This window comes from Gordonia sp. (in: high G+C Gram-positive bacteria) (assembly GCF_049299075.1).
Taxonomy (GTDB): domain Bacteria; phylum Actinomycetota; class Actinomycetes; order Mycobacteriales; family Mycobacteriaceae; genus Gordonia.
In genome coordinates, this window is record NZ_JBAQWU010000248.1 from 12,594 (window position 1) to 30,483 (window position 17,890).

A 17,890-nucleotide genomic window follows, 5' to 3' on the forward strand; every position below is an offset into this window, starting at 1 on the left:
GGAACGCCTGATTTTTCGAGCACGTGGGGGGTGGCCTCGACAGTTGAGTTGATCGCCTACGCTGCCCACCTCCGGCCCGATTCCGTCGCGTTCACTGGGCCGACGGGCCCGGTGACGTTCGCCGGATTGCACGTCCAGGTTTCGGCTACCGCTGTCGCGCTTGCGGCGCAAGGCATCGATGCCGACGTCGCGGTTAACGCTGCACTGACCCCCGGTGTCGCGGTTGCGGCGGCCGGTGATCCGGCCAAACTCGCAGAGAATCTCCGGGCAGCGGTGGCGCTTCTTCGTCAGGCGGCAGTCGAGACGATCGGCGCCCGGGACCTGCAGTCCCTTCCTGGAATTCTCGCAGTGGTTGCCGAAAAGGCGCCAGACCGCATCGCGCTGACGGATCTGCGGGGCGGGTCGCTGACCTATCGGGAACTCGACGAGCGGTCGGACGAACTAGCCGGGGGTCTGCTGGCCGCCGGAGCAGGCCCAGAGCGTCTCATAGGAGTTGGCCTGGAACGGGACAACGACTTGATCGTGACCCTCCTCGCCGTTGTCAAGACTGGTGCCGCGTATCTTCCGCTGGATCGTTCGCACCCGATCGACCGGCTGCGAACGATAGTCGACGATGCCGTCCCGGCTGTCGTCGTCACTGATTCGGAGATGCTCGAAACTTGGGCTGGACTAGGGGCGCCGATGTCGACGGTCGCCGGTCTCGTGGCGGTGGCGACTCCGGAGCTCATCGCTCGATTGCCTGAGGTGGTGAACACCGAGCATCCCGCTTATGTGATGTACACCTCGGGATCGACGGGCAAGCCCAAGGGCGTCGTCGTGACTCACGCGGATGTCGTGGCTCTGTTGCGTGCCATGGGGGATCAGTACGACTACCGCGCTGACGACGTCTGGACCATGTTCCAGTCGTATGCGTTCGACGTCTCTGTCGGTGAGATTTGGGTGGCGTTGGCGTTTGGTGGGCGTTTGGTGGTGCTTGACTACCTCACTACCCGCAGCCCGAACGAGTTCGTGAAAGTTCTTGAGCGCGAACAGGTTTCAGTAGTGAACCTGACACCTTCCGCGTTTTACCAGTTGGCCGGGGCAGTTCGCGAGCCCAATCCCGGGCGACTGTCCCCGTCGGTGCGATCGATGATCTTCGTCGGCGAGGCCCTTGACTTCGTTCAGGTTCGTCGCTGGTTCGCTGATCGTCGGCGGTATGACGGCAACGATGGGCCTCAGCTCAACAACATGTATGGCCCGACCGAAGCGACCGTCTACATGACGCGCCGAATCTTGACTCCGGCCTTCGTCGAGGCGACCGATGCGAGCGACGTTGGCACGGCGCTGCCTGGGTCGGCGATGTACGTGCTCGACTCGCGGCTGAACCGCGTGCCCGAAGGCGTTCCCGGGGACCTCTACCTTGCCGGCGAACAATTGGCGCGCGGCTACGCGGGACGTTTTGAACTCAATGCCACGCGCTTTGTCGCCGATCCGTTTGGTGCGCCGGGAAGACGGATGTACCAGTCAGGTGACGTCGCCATCGTCCGCAACGGCGGTTTCGAGTTCCTCGGCCGAGCCGACGGCCAAGTGAAAGTTCGCGGCTACCGCATCGAGTTGGGTGAGGTGGAGGCCGGACTGCTTGCGGCAGTAGGCGTCAACGCTGCCGCGGCGACCGTCAAGATCCGGGAAGGCTACCCGGACCAGCTGGTGGGCTACATCGTCGGTGCGGCCAAAGACGGAAGTCCGCTGGACGTCGACGGTGTGCGACGGATTGCCGGAACCAAGGTTCCTGATTACATGATCCCCGACATCGTGATGGTGCTCGACCAGCTGCCGCTCAACGTCAACGGCAAGCTCGATCGGAAAGCACTTCCGGATCCGATCATCGCGCGGAGTGGTGAGTACATCGCTCCGGGGAACGACGTCGAACAACAGTTGGCAGAGATTGTCGGAGACGTCCTCGGGCTGGATCGAGTCAGTGTCACCGAGTCGATCTTTGATCTCGGCGGCAACTCGCTGCTGGCGGCGCGGATCGTCGGTCGGGCATGCGAGGTGCTCGGGGTCGATGTGAATATGCGCGATATCTTCGCCGAACCGACCGTGCGAGGCCTCGCGTCGAAGGTCGCGGACATGGGCGACGCTCTGCCGCCCCTGAGTGCGCCGAATGAGCGCCCCGATCGGCTGCCCCTCTCGCTCGCTCAGGAGCGGATCTGGTTCATCAATCGATTTGAACCGGACGCGCCGACATACAACATCCCGGCTGTTCTGCGGGTGACCGGCGACTTGGACTTGTCGGCGTTACGTAGCGCGGTCGAGGATGTCGTCGTCCGTCACGAGGTTCTTCGGACAACGTTCCCCGAACACGACGGGCAACCGGTTCAGTTCATCGCCTCGGCTTCCAGGGTTGCCGAGCAGCTCGACTGGCGGGTGGCGGCGGATGAAGCCGAGTTCGTCGCCGGTGCTTCCACTGGTTTCGATGTCACTCAGCAGTGGCCGCTCCGGGTAGTGGCTTGGCCGAGCAAGCCCGGAGAGCACCTTGTCGCGCTTATTGCGCACCACATCGCCGCCGATGGTGAGTCGATGCTGCCGCTCGTGACGGATCTGGTCACCGCCTATTCCGCCCGCGTCTCAGGTGTCGCACCGCGATTCGCGCCGTTCGACGTTCAGTTCGCCGACTACGCCCTCTGGCAGCGAGAGGCGTTCGGATCGGCGGACGACGCCGAATCCGTCCTGGGGCGGCAGCTCGGCTACTGGCGCCAGAAGCTGGCCGGACTACCGGATGTTCTCGAATTACCGGTGGACCGTGTGCGACCAGCCGTCGCCTCCAATCGTGGTGCGCAAGTCGACTTCCTGATCTCGGCGGACGTGGCGACCCGAGTGGCGGAGGTCGCCCGCCAGTTTGAGGCGACACCGTTCATGGTGGTTCATGCAGCGCTGGCCGTCCTGCTTGCGCGGATGACTGCCACCGAAGACATCGCCATCGCCACGCCGATAGCCGGTCGTGGTCAGGCGGCAGTCGAACCACTGGTCGGCATGTTCGTCAATACCCTAATCCTGCGTGCTGAGATCGATCCGAGGGCGCGATTCGCCGACCTTCTCACTCAGGTCCGCAACACCGACCTCGATGCGTTCGCAAACTCGGATGTGCCATTCGAATCGCTGGTCGAGGTGCTCAATCCGGTGCGCAGCGAGGGGTTCTCGCCGCTCGCGCAGATTATGTTGTCGTTCGATCCGGCGTCATCGGCCGCGAATGCGCCGGTGGAGGTTGCCGGTCTGACATTTGAGCCCGTGGCACCGCCGGTGGTGCCTGCTCAGCTAGATCTCACGGTGACGATCGCTTCGGCGGCGGACGGTCAGGACTGGGCGGGTTCGCTCGTCTATGCGACTGATCTATTCGATGAAGAGCGGACCGCCGCGTTGGCGGCCCGCTTCGTGGCGCTGCTCGACGCGCTGACAGCAAATCCCGATCAGGCGCTCGGCGACGCTGCCCTTGTGGGTCCCGATGAGGCTTCTCGCGTGCTCGCCGAAGGGCGGGGCCCAATCGTCGACGTCCCGCCTGCGACGTCGATTGGCGACGCCGTCGCGTCGCAGATCGCGGCAACACCGGATGCGATCGCGGTTCGTTTCGAGGGCCGAGATGTCGGCTATTCAGAATTCGGCGCGCGAGTGAATCTGCTCGCGCGGGAGTTGCTCGTCGACGGCGTTGGACCGGAGGTTGCCGTCGGCGTCTGCATGGACCGATCAGTCGAGATGATGGTGGCGGTCCATGCGGTGATCGTTGCCGGTGGCCAATACGTCCCGGTCGACGTCGAGGTGCCCGCTGACCGACTCGGGCACATGCGGTTCCTTTCGAGAATGGCGCTCGTCCTGGTGCAGCAGGGATCGGTACCGGACGTCATCGCTGCTGCAGACGGACTGCGTGTAGTCGAGATCGACTGCTCGGTCCCGGTTCCGGTCGAGGTGGGGCCGTTGTCCGACGCCGACCGGCTCCGGCCGATTCACGCGGACGACGCCGCGTACACGCTGTTCACCTCCGGGTCGACTGGCCTGCCGAAGGGGGTGACGGTCTCGCACCGCTCCATCCTCAACAGGTTGTGGTGGGGCCTGGATGTGTTCGGGTGGTCTGCCGGTGACCGGATCGTCCAGAAGACTCCGTACACGTTCGACGTGTCGGTGCCGGAGATCTTTGCGCCGCTCATGGCCGGCGCAACAGTAGTCGTAGCTGCTCCTGACGGGCACCGCGACCCCAGCTACATCGCGGACCTGATCGACCAGTCCCAAGCGACATCGGTGCATTTTGTGCCGTCCATGCTTGCGGTGTTCCTCGACGTGGTTGACGCGGACCGGCTCACCCGAATCACCTCGTTGAAGTGGCTGTTCGCCTCCGGCGAGGCCCTGCCGCCGGCGACGGTGGCACATGCGCATCGGATCTGGCCGTCCGTGGAGATCCACAACCTGTTCGGGCCCACTGAGGCGGCTGTCGAGGTCGGCTGGGCGGATGTCTCCGACGCCCCCGCGCTGGTCACTATCGGCACTCCGGTCTGGAATACGGCGATGCAGGTGCTCGATGGTCGGCTGCGTCCGGTGCCGGACGGTGTGCCGGGTGAGCTGTACCTCGGTGGTGTGCAGATCGCGCGCGGATACTCGGCACAGCCCGGACTGACCGCGGAGCGATTCGTCGCCGATCCGAACGGGGCAGCCGGGGCCAGGATGTACCGCACGGGCGATCGAGTGCGCCGCCGGGAAGGCGGGAACATCGAGTACCTCGGCCGCACGGACTTCCAAGTGAAGCTGCGAGGCCAACGCATTGAACTCGGTGAGATCGAGTCTGTGCTCGCCGGAGGGCCGGGCGTGGTGCACGCCGCGGCGACGGTCGCGACCGCAGCTGCCGGCGGGGAGTTCTTGGTCGGTTACCTATCGCCCGCGTCGGTAAATCTAGAAGCAGTTCAGGCGCACGCACGGCAGTCGTTGCCCGGCTATATGGTGCCGTCGGTGTGGGCGGTGCTCGACGACGTCGTACTGAATTCAGCGGGCAAATTGGATCGTCGCGCGCTGCCTGCTCCGGATTTCACGGCGCCCGCTGCGGAGTTTGTCGCACCAGAAGGTGAGGCCGAACAGTCGGTCGCCGACGTGTACGCCGAACTCCTCGGCCGAGATCGGGTCAGTGTGACCGAGTCGTTCTTTGACGCGGGTGGTACCTCCTTGTCGGCGATGCGGTTGGCCTCGCGAGCTGGCGCCGTGCTGGGAGTTGATTTCTCGGTGCGAGATGTCTTCGATGCTCCGACTGTGCGTGAACTGGTTGTGCGCGCGGCGAGCACCGATCGAGTGCTTGCACCGATCACGGTGACAGATCCCCGCCCAGAGCGTATTCCGCTGTCGTTCGCGCAGCAGCGGATGTGGTTCATCAACCGCTTCGATCCCGAGTCGCCCGCCTACAACATCCCGCTGGTGTTGCGTATCGCCGGTCCGGTGGATGCCGCTGCGCTCAGAAGCGCGGTGGGAGATGTCGTCACACGCCACGAGATCCTCCGGACAACGTTCCCCTCCGACGACGGTGTGGCCTACCAGCGGGTGTGGCCCACTGCAGAGGTTGAGAATCGGCTCGACTGGGACGAGGTCGATTCGATCGTCGAGGTCGAGACTGCGGTACTGACGGGATTCGATGTCGCCGAGCGGTGGCCGCTGCGCGTCAGGCTGGCCCGGATCGGTGAGCAAGAGTTCGTACTGGCAGTGGTGGTTCATCACTTGGCCGCCGATGGTGAGTCGCTCGGGCCGTTGGCTGCGGATCTGGTTACCGCGTATTCGGCACGGACATCGGGTGCAGCCCCAGAGTTTGCGCCGGGGACTCTGCAGTTCGCCGACTACGCGATTTGGCAACACGAGGTGCTTGGATCGCCCGACGATCCTGACTCGATCTTGGGCCGCGAACTCGCGTTCTGGCGGGAGCGGCTTGCCGGTGCCCCCGATCTGCTTGCGCTGCCCACCGACCGGGAGCGACCGAACGTCGCCACCCATAACGGTGATCGGTTGAGGTACCAGATCCCGGGTAGCGTCACTCAGCGGATTTCCGAGGTCGCTCGAGCGCGCGGAGTGACTCCGTTCATGGTGCTGCACGCCGCTTTCGCGGTTCTTCTCGCCCGCCTCGCGGCGACTGACGACGTCGTGTTCGGCACGCCGATTGCAAACCGGAATCAGGTGGGGACCGATCGGCTCGTCGGCATGTTTGTCAACACGCTGGTGCTGCGGACTCAGGTGAATCTGGGCACCGCCTTCGAGGATCTGCTGGCGCAGGTTCGTGAAGCCGACCTGGAAGCATTCGGCAATGCCGAGGTGCCGTTCGAGACGCTGGTGGAAGCTCTGAACCCGGTGCGCTCGGAGGCGTTCTCGCCTGTGGTGCAGGTAATGCTCTCGGTGGATCCGGGGGCATCGCTCGCGGGCGCCGAAGTCGAAGTGGCGGGCGTGACGTTTGCGCCGATCGAGGATCTCTCGGTGCCCGCGCAGATGGATCTGCTGTGGGGCGTACTGACGGGGGAGCCGGGGGACGAGTGGTCGGGCGAGGCGATCTTCGCCACTGACCTATTCGACGCGTCGACCATCGAGGCGATGGCGGATCGTTTCGTGTGGCTCCTGGATGCACTGACTTCAGCTCCGGACTTGGCAGTCGGGGACGTGTCGCTGCTGGCCGCGGGCGACGTGGTCGACTGCTTGTCTCGTTCACGCGGTCCCGCGGACTTAGCCGAACCCCGGACCCTGGCGGACCTGTTCGCCGAACAAGCGGCACGGCATCCTGAGCGGACTGCATTGGTCTTCGCCGGGCGGCCGGTGCCGTATGGCGAGTTCGCCGCACGGGTCAACTCCCTCGCTCGCGAGCTGATCGCTGCGGGCGTGGGCCCGGATACTCCGGTTGGCGTGTGTATGGATCGTTCGATCGAACTGCTCGTCGCGATCAACGCGATCATCGCTGCAGGCGGCCAGTACGTACCGATCGACATAGACGCTCCAGCCGAGCGCGCTACCTACATGATCGGCACCGCGGGGGTGCAAACAGTTCTTGTGGCGGCAGGGAAGGAAGCGCCTGCGGCCCTCGTCGATCGAGGCGATCGGCTTGCGTTCCTGGCGGTGGACTGCTCGGGCACGGTGCCGTTAGCTGTTGATCCCGTCTCCGACAGCGACCGCCTGAGGCCGCTACGAGTCGATAACGCTGCGTACACGTTGTTCACGTCGGGTTCGACGGGTCGGCCGAAGGGAGTGACGATCTCCCATCGGGCGGTCGGAAACTTCCTCCGGTGGTTCAACAGACTGAACGTGCAGGAGCCCGGCCAGCGGTTGTTGTTCAAGACCCCGTACACCTTCGATGCCTCGGTATTGGAGTTGTTCTGGCCGGTCTCGTTTGGGCAGACGATGGTGATCGCCGAACCGGATGGCCACCGCAATCCTTCTTATCTCGCTCGCTTGATGGCCGAGACTGAGACGACGGTGGTGCAGTTTGTTCCGTCATTGTTGTCGGTGTTCTTAGACGCGGTGCCGGGGGCTGACGCCTTCGGCAGTGTGGAGCGGGTGTTCTGTGGTGGTGAGGCCTTGTCGCCAGCCGTCTACGCACACCTCATGCGGCGGGCGCCTGGGGTGTCGGTGACGAACTTGTTTGGTCCGACCGAGGCGGCGGTCTATACCGAGTCAGCTGAACTCGGAGGCGAGTTGGCGGTGGTGCCGATCGGTGCGCCGATGCCCAACACCAGCGCTCTTGTTCTGGATTCGCGATTGCATCCGGTGCCGGCTGGGGTGGCCGGTGAGCTGTATCTAGGTGGGGTGCAGTTGGCCCGAGGCTACGCGGCGCGCGCGGACATGACCGCGGACCGTTTTGTGGCTGATCCTTTTGGGGAGGCTGGCACCCGCTTGTACCGTACTGGGGATTTGGTGCGCTGGAACGCTCGGGGGGAGCTGGAGTATCTGGGTCGTACGGACTTCCAGGTGAAGCTGCGGGGTCAGCGGATCGAGCTCGGCGAGATCGAGGCAGTGCTGGCTTCCGTTGGTGGGGTGGTGCACGCGGCTGCTGCGATCGCTGAAGGCCCTGGTGGAAGCGAGCATCTGGTCGGGTACGTGGCCCCGGACACGGTTGACCTCGAGGCAGTGAAGACTACGGCGGCGGCGGAGTTGCCCGGGTACATGGTGCCGACGGTATGGATGCTGGTTACACGGATCGCTCTGAACAATGCCGGCAAGATCGACCGTCGAGCGTTGCCGACACCGATCTTCGGCGATACCGAGGCCGAGTACGTTGCGCCGGCAAGTGCCGCAGAAGGCGCCGTTGCGGCAGTATTCGCTGAGATCCTCGGTGTGGAACGTGTTTCGGTGACTGAGTCGTTCTTCGACCTCGGTGGTAACTCGCTGTCAGCGATGCGGGTGATATCCCGCGCTGGGCAAGCATTGGGTGTTGACCTGTCGGTTAGGGATTTATTCGCTGCCCCTACGGTGCGCGCACTGGTGGATTTGTCGGTGGACCGGGCGCCAGCGTTGGCGCCGATTGTTGCTGCTGATCCGCGTCCTGACCGGGTTCCGTTGTCGTTTGCGCAGCAGCGGATGTGGTTTATCAATCAGTTTGCTCCTGGGGATGCGACGTACAACATTCCTGTGGTGATGCGGTTGTCTGGGGATCTTGATGTGGAGGCTTTGCGGTTGGCGGTGGTTGATGTTGTGGTGCGGCATGAGGTGTTGCGGACGGTGTTTCCGGCTGTTGATGGTGTGCCGTTCCAGGTAGTGGCTCCGGTTGCGGAGGTGGGCGTGCTTGTGGATTGGGTGGTGGTTGATTCGCGGGTGGGGTTTGAGGCTGGGGTTGTTGCTGGTTTTGATGTGACGGTGGATCAGCCGGTGCGGGTGCGGTTGTGGCCGGTGGGTGGTGGTGAGTTTGTGTTGGGTGTGGTGGCGCATCATATTGCGGCTGATGGTGAGTCGATGCGGCCGTTGGTGGCGGATTTGGTGACGGCGTATGCGGCGCGGGTGGCCGGTAGTGCGCCGGTGTTTGTGCCGTTGGTGGTGCAGTTTGCTGATTTTGCGGTTTGGCAGCATGAGGTGTTGGGGTCGCCGTCGGATGTGGTGTCGGTGGTGGGTCGGCAGCTTGAGTTCTGGCGGGGTCAGCTTGCTGGTGCGCCGGAGGTGTTGGAGTTGCCGGCTGATCGGCCGCGTCCGGTGCGGGCTTCGCATCGGGGTGCGCGGTGTGATTTTGAGATTTCGGCTGAGTTGGGTGTTCGGGTTGAGGAGGTGGCGCGGGCGCATGGGGTGACGCCGTTCATGGTGGTGCATGCGGGGTTGGCGGTGTTGTTGGCGCGGTTGTCGTCGACGCAGGATGTGTTGGTGGCGACGCCGATTGCGGGGCGTGGTCAGGCGGTGTTGGATCCGTTGGTGGGCATGTTTGTGAACACGTTGGTGTTGCGGACGCAGGTGTCCTCGGGGATGTCGTTTGCTGAGCTTCTCGATCAGGTCAGGCGGGTGGATTTGGATGCGTTTGCGCATGCGGATGCGCCGTTTGAGACGGTGGTTGAGGCGGTTGATCCGGTGCGTTCGGAGGCGTTTGGTCCGCTGGCGCAGGTGATGTTGGCGGTGACGCAGGGTTCGGTGGATGCTCCGGTGGTGGAGGTGGGTGATCTGCGGGTGGAGCCGGTGGCTGCGCCGGAGGTCCCGGCGCAGTATGACTTGTCGGTGAATGTGGCGATGGTGCCTGGTCAGGGATGGTCGTCGAGTCTGCTGTATGCCACGGATTTGTTTGATGAAGCGTCGATGGCGGTGTTCGCTGGGCGTCTGGTTGCTCTGTTTGAGGTGCTGACGAGCGATGTGGGTTCGGTGATCGGTGATGTGGATGTGCTGACTGTGGGTGAGCGTGAGCGGTTGGCGTTGTTGCCGATGCCCGTGGTGCCGGGGTCGGCGGGTTGGTCGTTGCCTGAGTTGTTTGCTGGGTCGGTGGCTGCTTCTGGCGGGGCGGTGGCGGTGTCGGCGTTGGGTCGGTCGTTGTCGTATGCGGAGTTGGATGTTCGGTCGTCTGCGGTGGCGGCTGGTTTGGTGGCTGCGGGGGTGCGGCCGGGGGATTTGGTGGGGTTGGCGACTGCGCGCTCGGTGGATGTGGTGTCGTCGATTTTGGGTGTGTTGAAGGCGGGTGCGGCGTATTTGCCATTGGATGTGTCTAATCCGGTGGATCGGTTGGCGTTCATCGTCGGTGATGCGGGTGCACGGGTGGTGTTGACCGATGCGTCGGTGGCTGGGCATGAGTTGTGGGCGGTGATCGATGCGAGTGTGCGTGTTGTGGACGTGGATGCGGTGATCGCCGAGAACGTTGATCTGGTTGACGGTTTCTCGGTGGTGGGGGTGCCGCCGGCGTCGCGGGCGTATGTGATTTATACGTCGGGGTCGACGGGTTTGCCGAAGGGAGTGGAGGTTACTCACGCTGATGTGGCGGCGTTGATGGCTGCTTGTGGTGAGGATTTCGATTTCCGGTCCGATGATGTGTGGACGTTGTTCCATTCGTATGCGTTCGATTTCTCGGTGTGGGAGTTGTGGGGCCCGTTGTTGTCGGGGGCTCGGGTGGTGATCGTTGATCGTGATTTGGCGCGCGATATTGAGAGTTTTGTTGGGGTACTCGCGGCGGAGAAGGTGACGGTGTTGTCGTTGACGCCGTCGGCGTTCTATCAGTTGATCGATGCGCGTCGGCGCTGTGAGCTGGATTTGTCGTTGCGGTATCTGGTGTTCGGTGGCGAAGAGTTGGGTTTCGATCAGGTGCGGCGGTGGTTCGCGGAAAACCCTGATGATGGCGCGCAGTTGGTCAATATGTATGGGATCACTGAGACGACGGTGCATGTGAGTTTCCGGCCGCTCGATCGGGATGTGGTGTCGGTGGTTGATCGGTCGTTGATCGGTCGGCCGTTGTCGTCGTTGGCGATCCATATTCTTGATGACCGTCTGCATCCGGTGGCTGAGGGTGTGCCGGGTGAGATGTATGTGGCTGGCGGGCAGTTGGCGCAGGGGTATTTGGATCGGCGTGGTTTGACCGCGACACGGTTTGTGGCTGATCCGTTCGTTGCTGATGGTTCGCGTTCGCGTCTGTATCGCACGGGTGATCTGGCTCGGTGGGTGGGCGGGGATATCGAGTATCTGGGTCGGGCTGATGGTCAGGTGCAGTTGCGTGGTTTCCGGATCGAGTACGGCGAGGTTGAAGCGGCACTGTTGAGTGTGGGTGGGGTGAGCGGTGCTGCGGCGGCGATCGTCACCGACGTGCATCGTGGGGATTTGTTGGTCGGTTATGTCGTGGCCGATGAGGGTGTGGGTCTCGATGGTGCGGTAGTGCGGGAGTCGGCGGGTGCCAGGGTGCCGCGGTACATGGTTCCTGATGTGGTGATGGTGGTCGATCGGTTGCCGTTGACGGGGAACGGGAAACTCGATCGGCGCGCGTTGCCTGCGCCGGTGCTCGGTGACTCCACGGCCGAGTACATCGCTCCCGAAGGGGAGGTCGAGGAGAAGGTTGCCAGGGTTTTCGCCGAGATTCTGGGTGTTGAACGGGTCTCTGTTGACGCCTCGTTCTTCGACCTCGGCGGCAACTCGCTGTCAGCGATGCGTGTGGTGACTCGGGTTGCCGAAGCGCTGGACAAGCAGGTGACGGTCCGCGACATTTTTGACGGTCCTTCGGTTCGGGAGCTCATCGCAAGCGTGGCCGGCAGGCCGGCGCCGTTGCGGCCGCTTACGCGGCAAACGCGACCGGCGCGGATTCCGCTGTCGGATGCCCAGCGCCGAATGTGGGTCCTGAATCAGTTCGACACGAGCTCGCCGGCGTACAACATCCCGTTGGGAGTCCGATTCCGCGGATCGCTGGACAGTGCAGCGCTGCGTCAAGCGGTCCTCGATGTGATCGACCGACACGAGATTCTTCGCACCATCTACCCGTCGGACGTCGACGGACCTCGTCAACTGGTCCTCTCCAGCGAGCGTTCGGCAAACCTGCTGGACTGGCGCGTCGTCGACGGGCGCAGCGAGTTCATCGACGCGGCGCAGCAGGGGTTTGATGTCACCTCCGGCACTCCGGTGCGTGTCAGAATCCGCACCGTCGTCGGCGACGAACCCGCCACCGAGGTTCTGATTGTGGCGCACCACATCGCCTTCGACGGACAATCGGCTCAGGTGTTCCTGCGCGATGTCCTCGCCGCGTATACCGCTGCGCTCACCGACTCGCCGCCGCTGTGGCCCGAGATGACGGTGCAGTACGTGGACTACGCGTTGTGGCAGCAGACCGAGCTGGGTGATGCCCGAGACCCAGAGAGCCGTCTCGGCAGGCAGCTCGAATGGTGGCTGGCGAAGCTCGATGGGCTGCCGACGGTTACTGATCTCCCGATGGACCGGCCGCGGCCAGCGATGTTCGACCCCGCTGGCGCGAGCCTCCGGGTTCCGGTGCCCGAGGAGGTCGCGCGCGACCTCAAGTACATGGCGACAGTCAATCGCGTAACCCCATTCATGGTCTTCCATGCCGCGCTCGCGGTGACGGTGGCGCGCCTTGCTTCGACCAACGACGTGGTGATCGGTGTACCCATCGCCGGGCGGACTGATCCGGCACTTGAGAGCTTGGTCGGAATGTTCGTCAACACACTCGTGCTGAGGACTCAGATCGACTCGCACATGAGCATCGCCGAGCTCCTTGCGGTGGTCAGAACTACCGACTTAGACGCATTCGCCCAACCCGACGTTCAATTCGAACGGTTGGTCGAGAAGCTCGCGCCGGAGCGGTCGACGTCCCATGCGCCGTTGTTCCAGATTGCACTTACCCACACCGAAGGCAACCTGGATGCGGGGCCGGTCCCGCTGGCCGATTCGGGTGCCATCGTTGAACCCATCGACCTGGAAACCGTCGAAGCCAAATTCGACCTCACCGTGAGCGTCCATGACGCCGACGAGTTGGTCACTGAGTTCCTCTACGCGACTGCGCTGTTCGACGAGACTGCTGTGCAGCGCTTCGCCCAGGTTTGGCAGCGAGTCCTCGCCGCGATGGTGTCGGACTCCAGTCAAGCAATCGGCGACATCGTCATTGTTGAGAACGCGTCCCAGCCGATGTCGGGTGGGTCCGCGAGAGTAAAGGTAGGAGCATTGCCTGTGCACGCGACCGGAGGATCGGTGGAGTCCGGTACGTTGATCGATCTGCTGCGTCAGCGCGACCTCGACCCGACTCACCTGGCGCTAATCGCCGACGGCGAAGAGCTGACCTACGAGGAGTTCGAGCAGCGTACAGACCGTGTCGCCCGATCGCTGCTGCGCAGGGGAGTCCAGCCAGAGGACGTCGTCGCGATCGCGGCTGACCGGTCGATTGATTCGGTCGTCGCCACGTGGGGAGTTGTGAAATCGGGTGCCGCCTACCTCCCGGTGGACCCGGCATACCCCATCGACCGAATCGAGTACATGCTCGAAGACTCCGCCGCCAGCGTCGGCATCACCACTGTCGCAGACCCGGCCATTCTCGGAGACTCATGCGACTGGCTCGATGTAGCGCAACTGGAAGCAGGAGCCCCAGCAGGGCCCATCCTCGACGGTGAACGTAACGGCACGGTGCGGCTGGCGAATCTCGCGTATCTCATCTATACGTCCGGCTCGACTGGGCGACCGAAGGCCGTCGGCGTCAGCAACGCCGGGATTGCCGACTTCGCCGCCGGTCTCGCAAGTGTGACCGGATCGCGTGAGGATGACCCCGATACGCGAATCCTCCATGTCGCTTCCCCGAGCTTCGATGCATCGGTCCTGGAGATGGTGTGGGCCTTCACCGCGGGGCACACCCTCGTCATCGCCTCGGCCGAGCAATACGCCGGCGACGCGCTCGGAGAGGTGCTCGATCGTCACGAAGTGACCGACATGATCATCACGCCGTCCGTGCTGGCCTCGTTGAATCCAGAATTCGGTGAGACCGTTCGGAACCTGGTCACCGGTGGCGAAGCATGTCCGCCGGACCTGGTGGAACGATGGGCCGCGCGCGGACGGCGGATCTTCAACTTCTACGGACCCACCGAAACCACCGTGTGGGCCACGAAATCCCGGATGCTGCCGGGCAAGCCCGTCACGATCGGACGGGCGATAGACGGCTTCACTGCCCACGTCCTCGACGGGCGCCTGCACCCGGTGCCGCAGGGAGTAGCCGGTGAGCTCTACCTGTCGACCGCAGGCGTGGCGCGAGGATACCTGGGCAAGCCGAGTCTGACATCGACGGTATTCGTCGCAGACCCGTTCGCCGCGCCAGGCACTCGGATGTATGCGACGGGAGACATCGTTCGAGTCAACTCCGCTGGCAACCTTGAGTTCGCCGGCCGAGCCGACGATCAAGTGAAGATTAACGGTCAGCGGGTGGAACTCGGGGAGATCGAGTCCGTATTGGCTGACCAGGACGGCGTCGACCAAGCCGTCGTCGTGGGAGTGAAAGCGGAGTCTGGCAGCGCTCGTCTGGTCGGCTATCTAGTGGCGTCAAGTGGCGCTGTCGATACCGAAGCCGTCCTCACCGCAGCCTCCAGTCGATTGGCTGCACATATGGTGCCAGCCCAACTCGTCGTTATCGACGAGCTGCCGCTGACTCCCGGCGGCAAGCTCGACCGAGCCAAGCTGCCGTCCGTCGAAGAAGACGTGGCACCGGAGGAATACGTCGCCCCCGTAACACCTGACGAAGAAGTACTGGCCGCAGTGATGGCAGGCGTGCTCGGCCGCGATCGGGTGAGCGTCACAGAATCGTTCTTCGCCCTCGGGGGCGATTCCATCATGTCGATTCAGCTGGCGTCGGCCGCGAAAGCTGCGGGACTGATCCTCACTCCGCGTGAGATCTTCGAGCACCGCACTGTCCGGGCGATGGCACAGGCAGCCGTGTCGGGAGCCGAGCGATCCCCGATGCTGGAGGAGCCCGCGGGCGGTCCGCAGGGAGTCGTGCCCACACCGCCGCTCGTCCGCTGGATGACAGACGCCGCCGCGGGGAATCCCGCCGGGTTCGCCGACTTTAACCAGTCCGCAGTGCTCTACGCAGACAGCGAACTGGACGCTGAACAATTGAGTATCCTGATCGACGCGCTGGTGGCCGCACACCCCATGCTTGCCGCGCGATTGGTGCCGTCCGACGGCGAGTGGATCCTGACCGCCGGAACCGACGTGGCTGCGCGGCGGGCTGTCGCCGAAGTCCGAAGCGACGCAATACCCGGGGGTGACCAGTTCGAGACCACGCTGCGGTCAGCGCACGCAGAGGCGGTGGCGCGATTGGATCCGCAGAGCGGGGCCCTGGTGCAGGCCGTACTTGTTCGCGGCGCCGACGGCACCGGTCGAGTGGTGGTGGCGATTCACCACCTCGGCGTCGATGCGGTGTCGTGGCCGATCATCATCGAAGACCTCGTCACCGGGCGGGCGCAGCAACTTACTGGGCAGCCCGTGCTGCTGCGTCCGGAGGGAACTTCCGAGCGGGCGTGGTTTGGTGCCCTTGTCGACCGGGCCGAACTGTTTGGCGATGAACTCGGCTACTGGCTCGATCGATCGCCGCAGACTCCGACGCCGTTGGCGACCTCCCACATTGGTGAACCGCGATTCGCCGATACCCATGTTGTCCAGAACCGGATCGAGTCGTCGCTGGCCGCGGAGCTGCTCAACCGGGTTCCCGATGCCTTCGACGGCGCTGTCACGGACGTCTTACTTGCCGCGCTGGCACGCGCGATACGTTCCTGGCAGCGCGATTCGGGGATCGTCGACGATGCGCCGGTCACCGTGCTCGTCGAGAGCTACGGACGGTACGACGAGATACTCGATCAGGGACGCGATCCGCGCAGCGCCGATCTGAACAGAACGGTCGGCTGGTTCACCTCGATCGCGCCGCTCGCACTCGATCCGGCGAATGACATCGTGCATGCGGTCAAGGCGGCAAAGGAAGAACGGCTAGGGCAGCCGCGGCACGGCCTTGGCTTCGGCTTGTTGCGGCAGGATTCCAGCACTGGCCTTCAGCAACGGCCCCTTCCGTCGATCGCTTTCAACTACCTCGGAGGCAGAGGAACTGCACCGGACCATGGTGCTGACCTGGTCAGTCTCGCGCCTGCCCCAGAAAGCACGCCGCTCCCTGCGTTTACTGATGGAGAGATGCGGCAACTGGGAGTGCTCGCCCTCAACGTGAGCGTGACGCCCGGCGCCGACGGCCCCGAGATCGTCAGCGACTGGCGCTACCCGAACGCGATGGCCGCAGACTCGATCGCGGAAATCGTCAGGCGCTGGCACGAAGAACTCGCCGCCGTCGTCGACGAGGTGACCGCCGCAGATCCCGGGCTCTCGCCCGCCGACCTCCCCGGTACCGGACTCACCCAGAACGATCTGGATGTTCTCGCTCAGCGCTACCCGGATGCCGAACTCTGGCCGCTGGCACCCCTGCAACGCGGGCTGTACTTCCAGGCGAAGTTCGCGGGCGGTTCGGGGGTCGACGTGTACGTGACGCAGGCCGTTCTGCACTTGGGAGCAGATACGGATCTGGCGCGTCTGCACGAGGCAGTTGCGCGGCTGGCCGGCCACCACCGCACGCTCCGATCGGCCTTTGTGCAGGCGCCTTCGGGTGCGGTCGTCACCGTCGTCCCCGAGTCAGTGACGGTGCCTTGGGATGTACTGGATCTGCGCTCCGAATCGGTTGAGGACGCCGAGGCGGCCCTTGCCAGGATCGTCGATGAGCAGAAGGTCCTTCCGTTCGACCTCGCCGCGCCCCCGCTTTTGCGTCTGGTGGTTGTTCAACGGCCAAATGGCGTGTCTGTTGTCATCAGCAACCACCACATCCTGTTCGACGGATGGTCTGGACCACTTGTCCTCGCTGACCTGTTGGCCGAGTACGCCACCGGTTCGTCGTACACCGAGCAGGTCGGTGCCGGCGACAAGGACTTCCGCGACTTCTTGCAGTTGCTTAGCGCCCGCCCGGTCGCTGAGGGGCTCGAGGTATGGGCGAGGGCCCTGGACGCGGTTGATGGACCGACGTTGATCGCCGCCGGCGCCCAGGCGTCGCGAGAGGCGATGCCGCGCAAGTTGACCACTACCCTCGATGCTTCGACCACATCGGCGCTGGAGGCCCGCGCCCGCGAGAGCGGTGCGACGGTAGCGACAGTGTTGCAGGCGGCGTGGGCGGTCTTCCTTTCTCGGATCACCGGACAGGAAGGCGTCGTATTCGGCGAAACCGTGTCAGGACGGCCCGCCGACCTCGAAGGTGTCGAGTCGATGGTGGGTCTATTCATCAACACGCTGCCGGTAGTGGTCGATGTCAGTGCGTCGAGGTCGCTCTCGGACATGGTCAGTCGCCTCCAGTCGCAGAAGGTTGCGCTCCTCGACTACCAGCACCTCGGTATGCCGGAGATCCTGGCGTACTCGGGCCACGGTGACCTCTTTGACACCCTGACGATCCATGAGTCGTACCCGGTCAATACTGATTCGCTGAGTTCTGCGGTAGAATCCTCGGGTGCCGACCTTGTCGTCGAGGGCGTCGATGTGGCTGACGCAACTCACTACCCACTGAACTTCTTCACTGCACCGACGGCTGATGGTTTGGTGTTCGCACTCAAGTACCTGCCCAGCGCATTCGACGACGCACAGGTTGCTTCTTTCGCTCAGATGCTGACGCGGATCATTGAAACGTTTGCGTGGCACCCCGAGACTCAGGTGCAGGACGTGGCCCTTCTATCGCCGGCGGCTGAAGCCGATGAGGCGGTGCTGGAGTGGGGTGAGTTGGAACAGCTCCCAGCGGTGGTGTCGGTGAGTGATGCGGTAGCTGCTCAGGTTTCGCGGACGCCGGTGGCGACGGCTTTGGTGTTTGGTGATCGTGAGGTTTCGTACGGGGAGTTTGGTGCGCGGGTTAGTGCTCTTGCGCGGGTGTTGATTGCGGCGGGGGTGGGGTTGGAGTCGGCGGTGGCGG

Annotated in this window: 1 protein-coding gene; it reads left to right on the forward strand. The window is 64.0% G+C overall.

Translation table 11 applies throughout. The features are described 5' to 3' along the window. Positions 1 to 30 precede the first annotated feature (30 nt). A partial coding sequence (locus tag WAW85_RS07795; RefSeq protein WP_422559055.1) for an amino acid adenylation domain-containing protein occupies positions 31 to 17,890 on the forward strand: 17,860 nt, incomplete at its 3' end.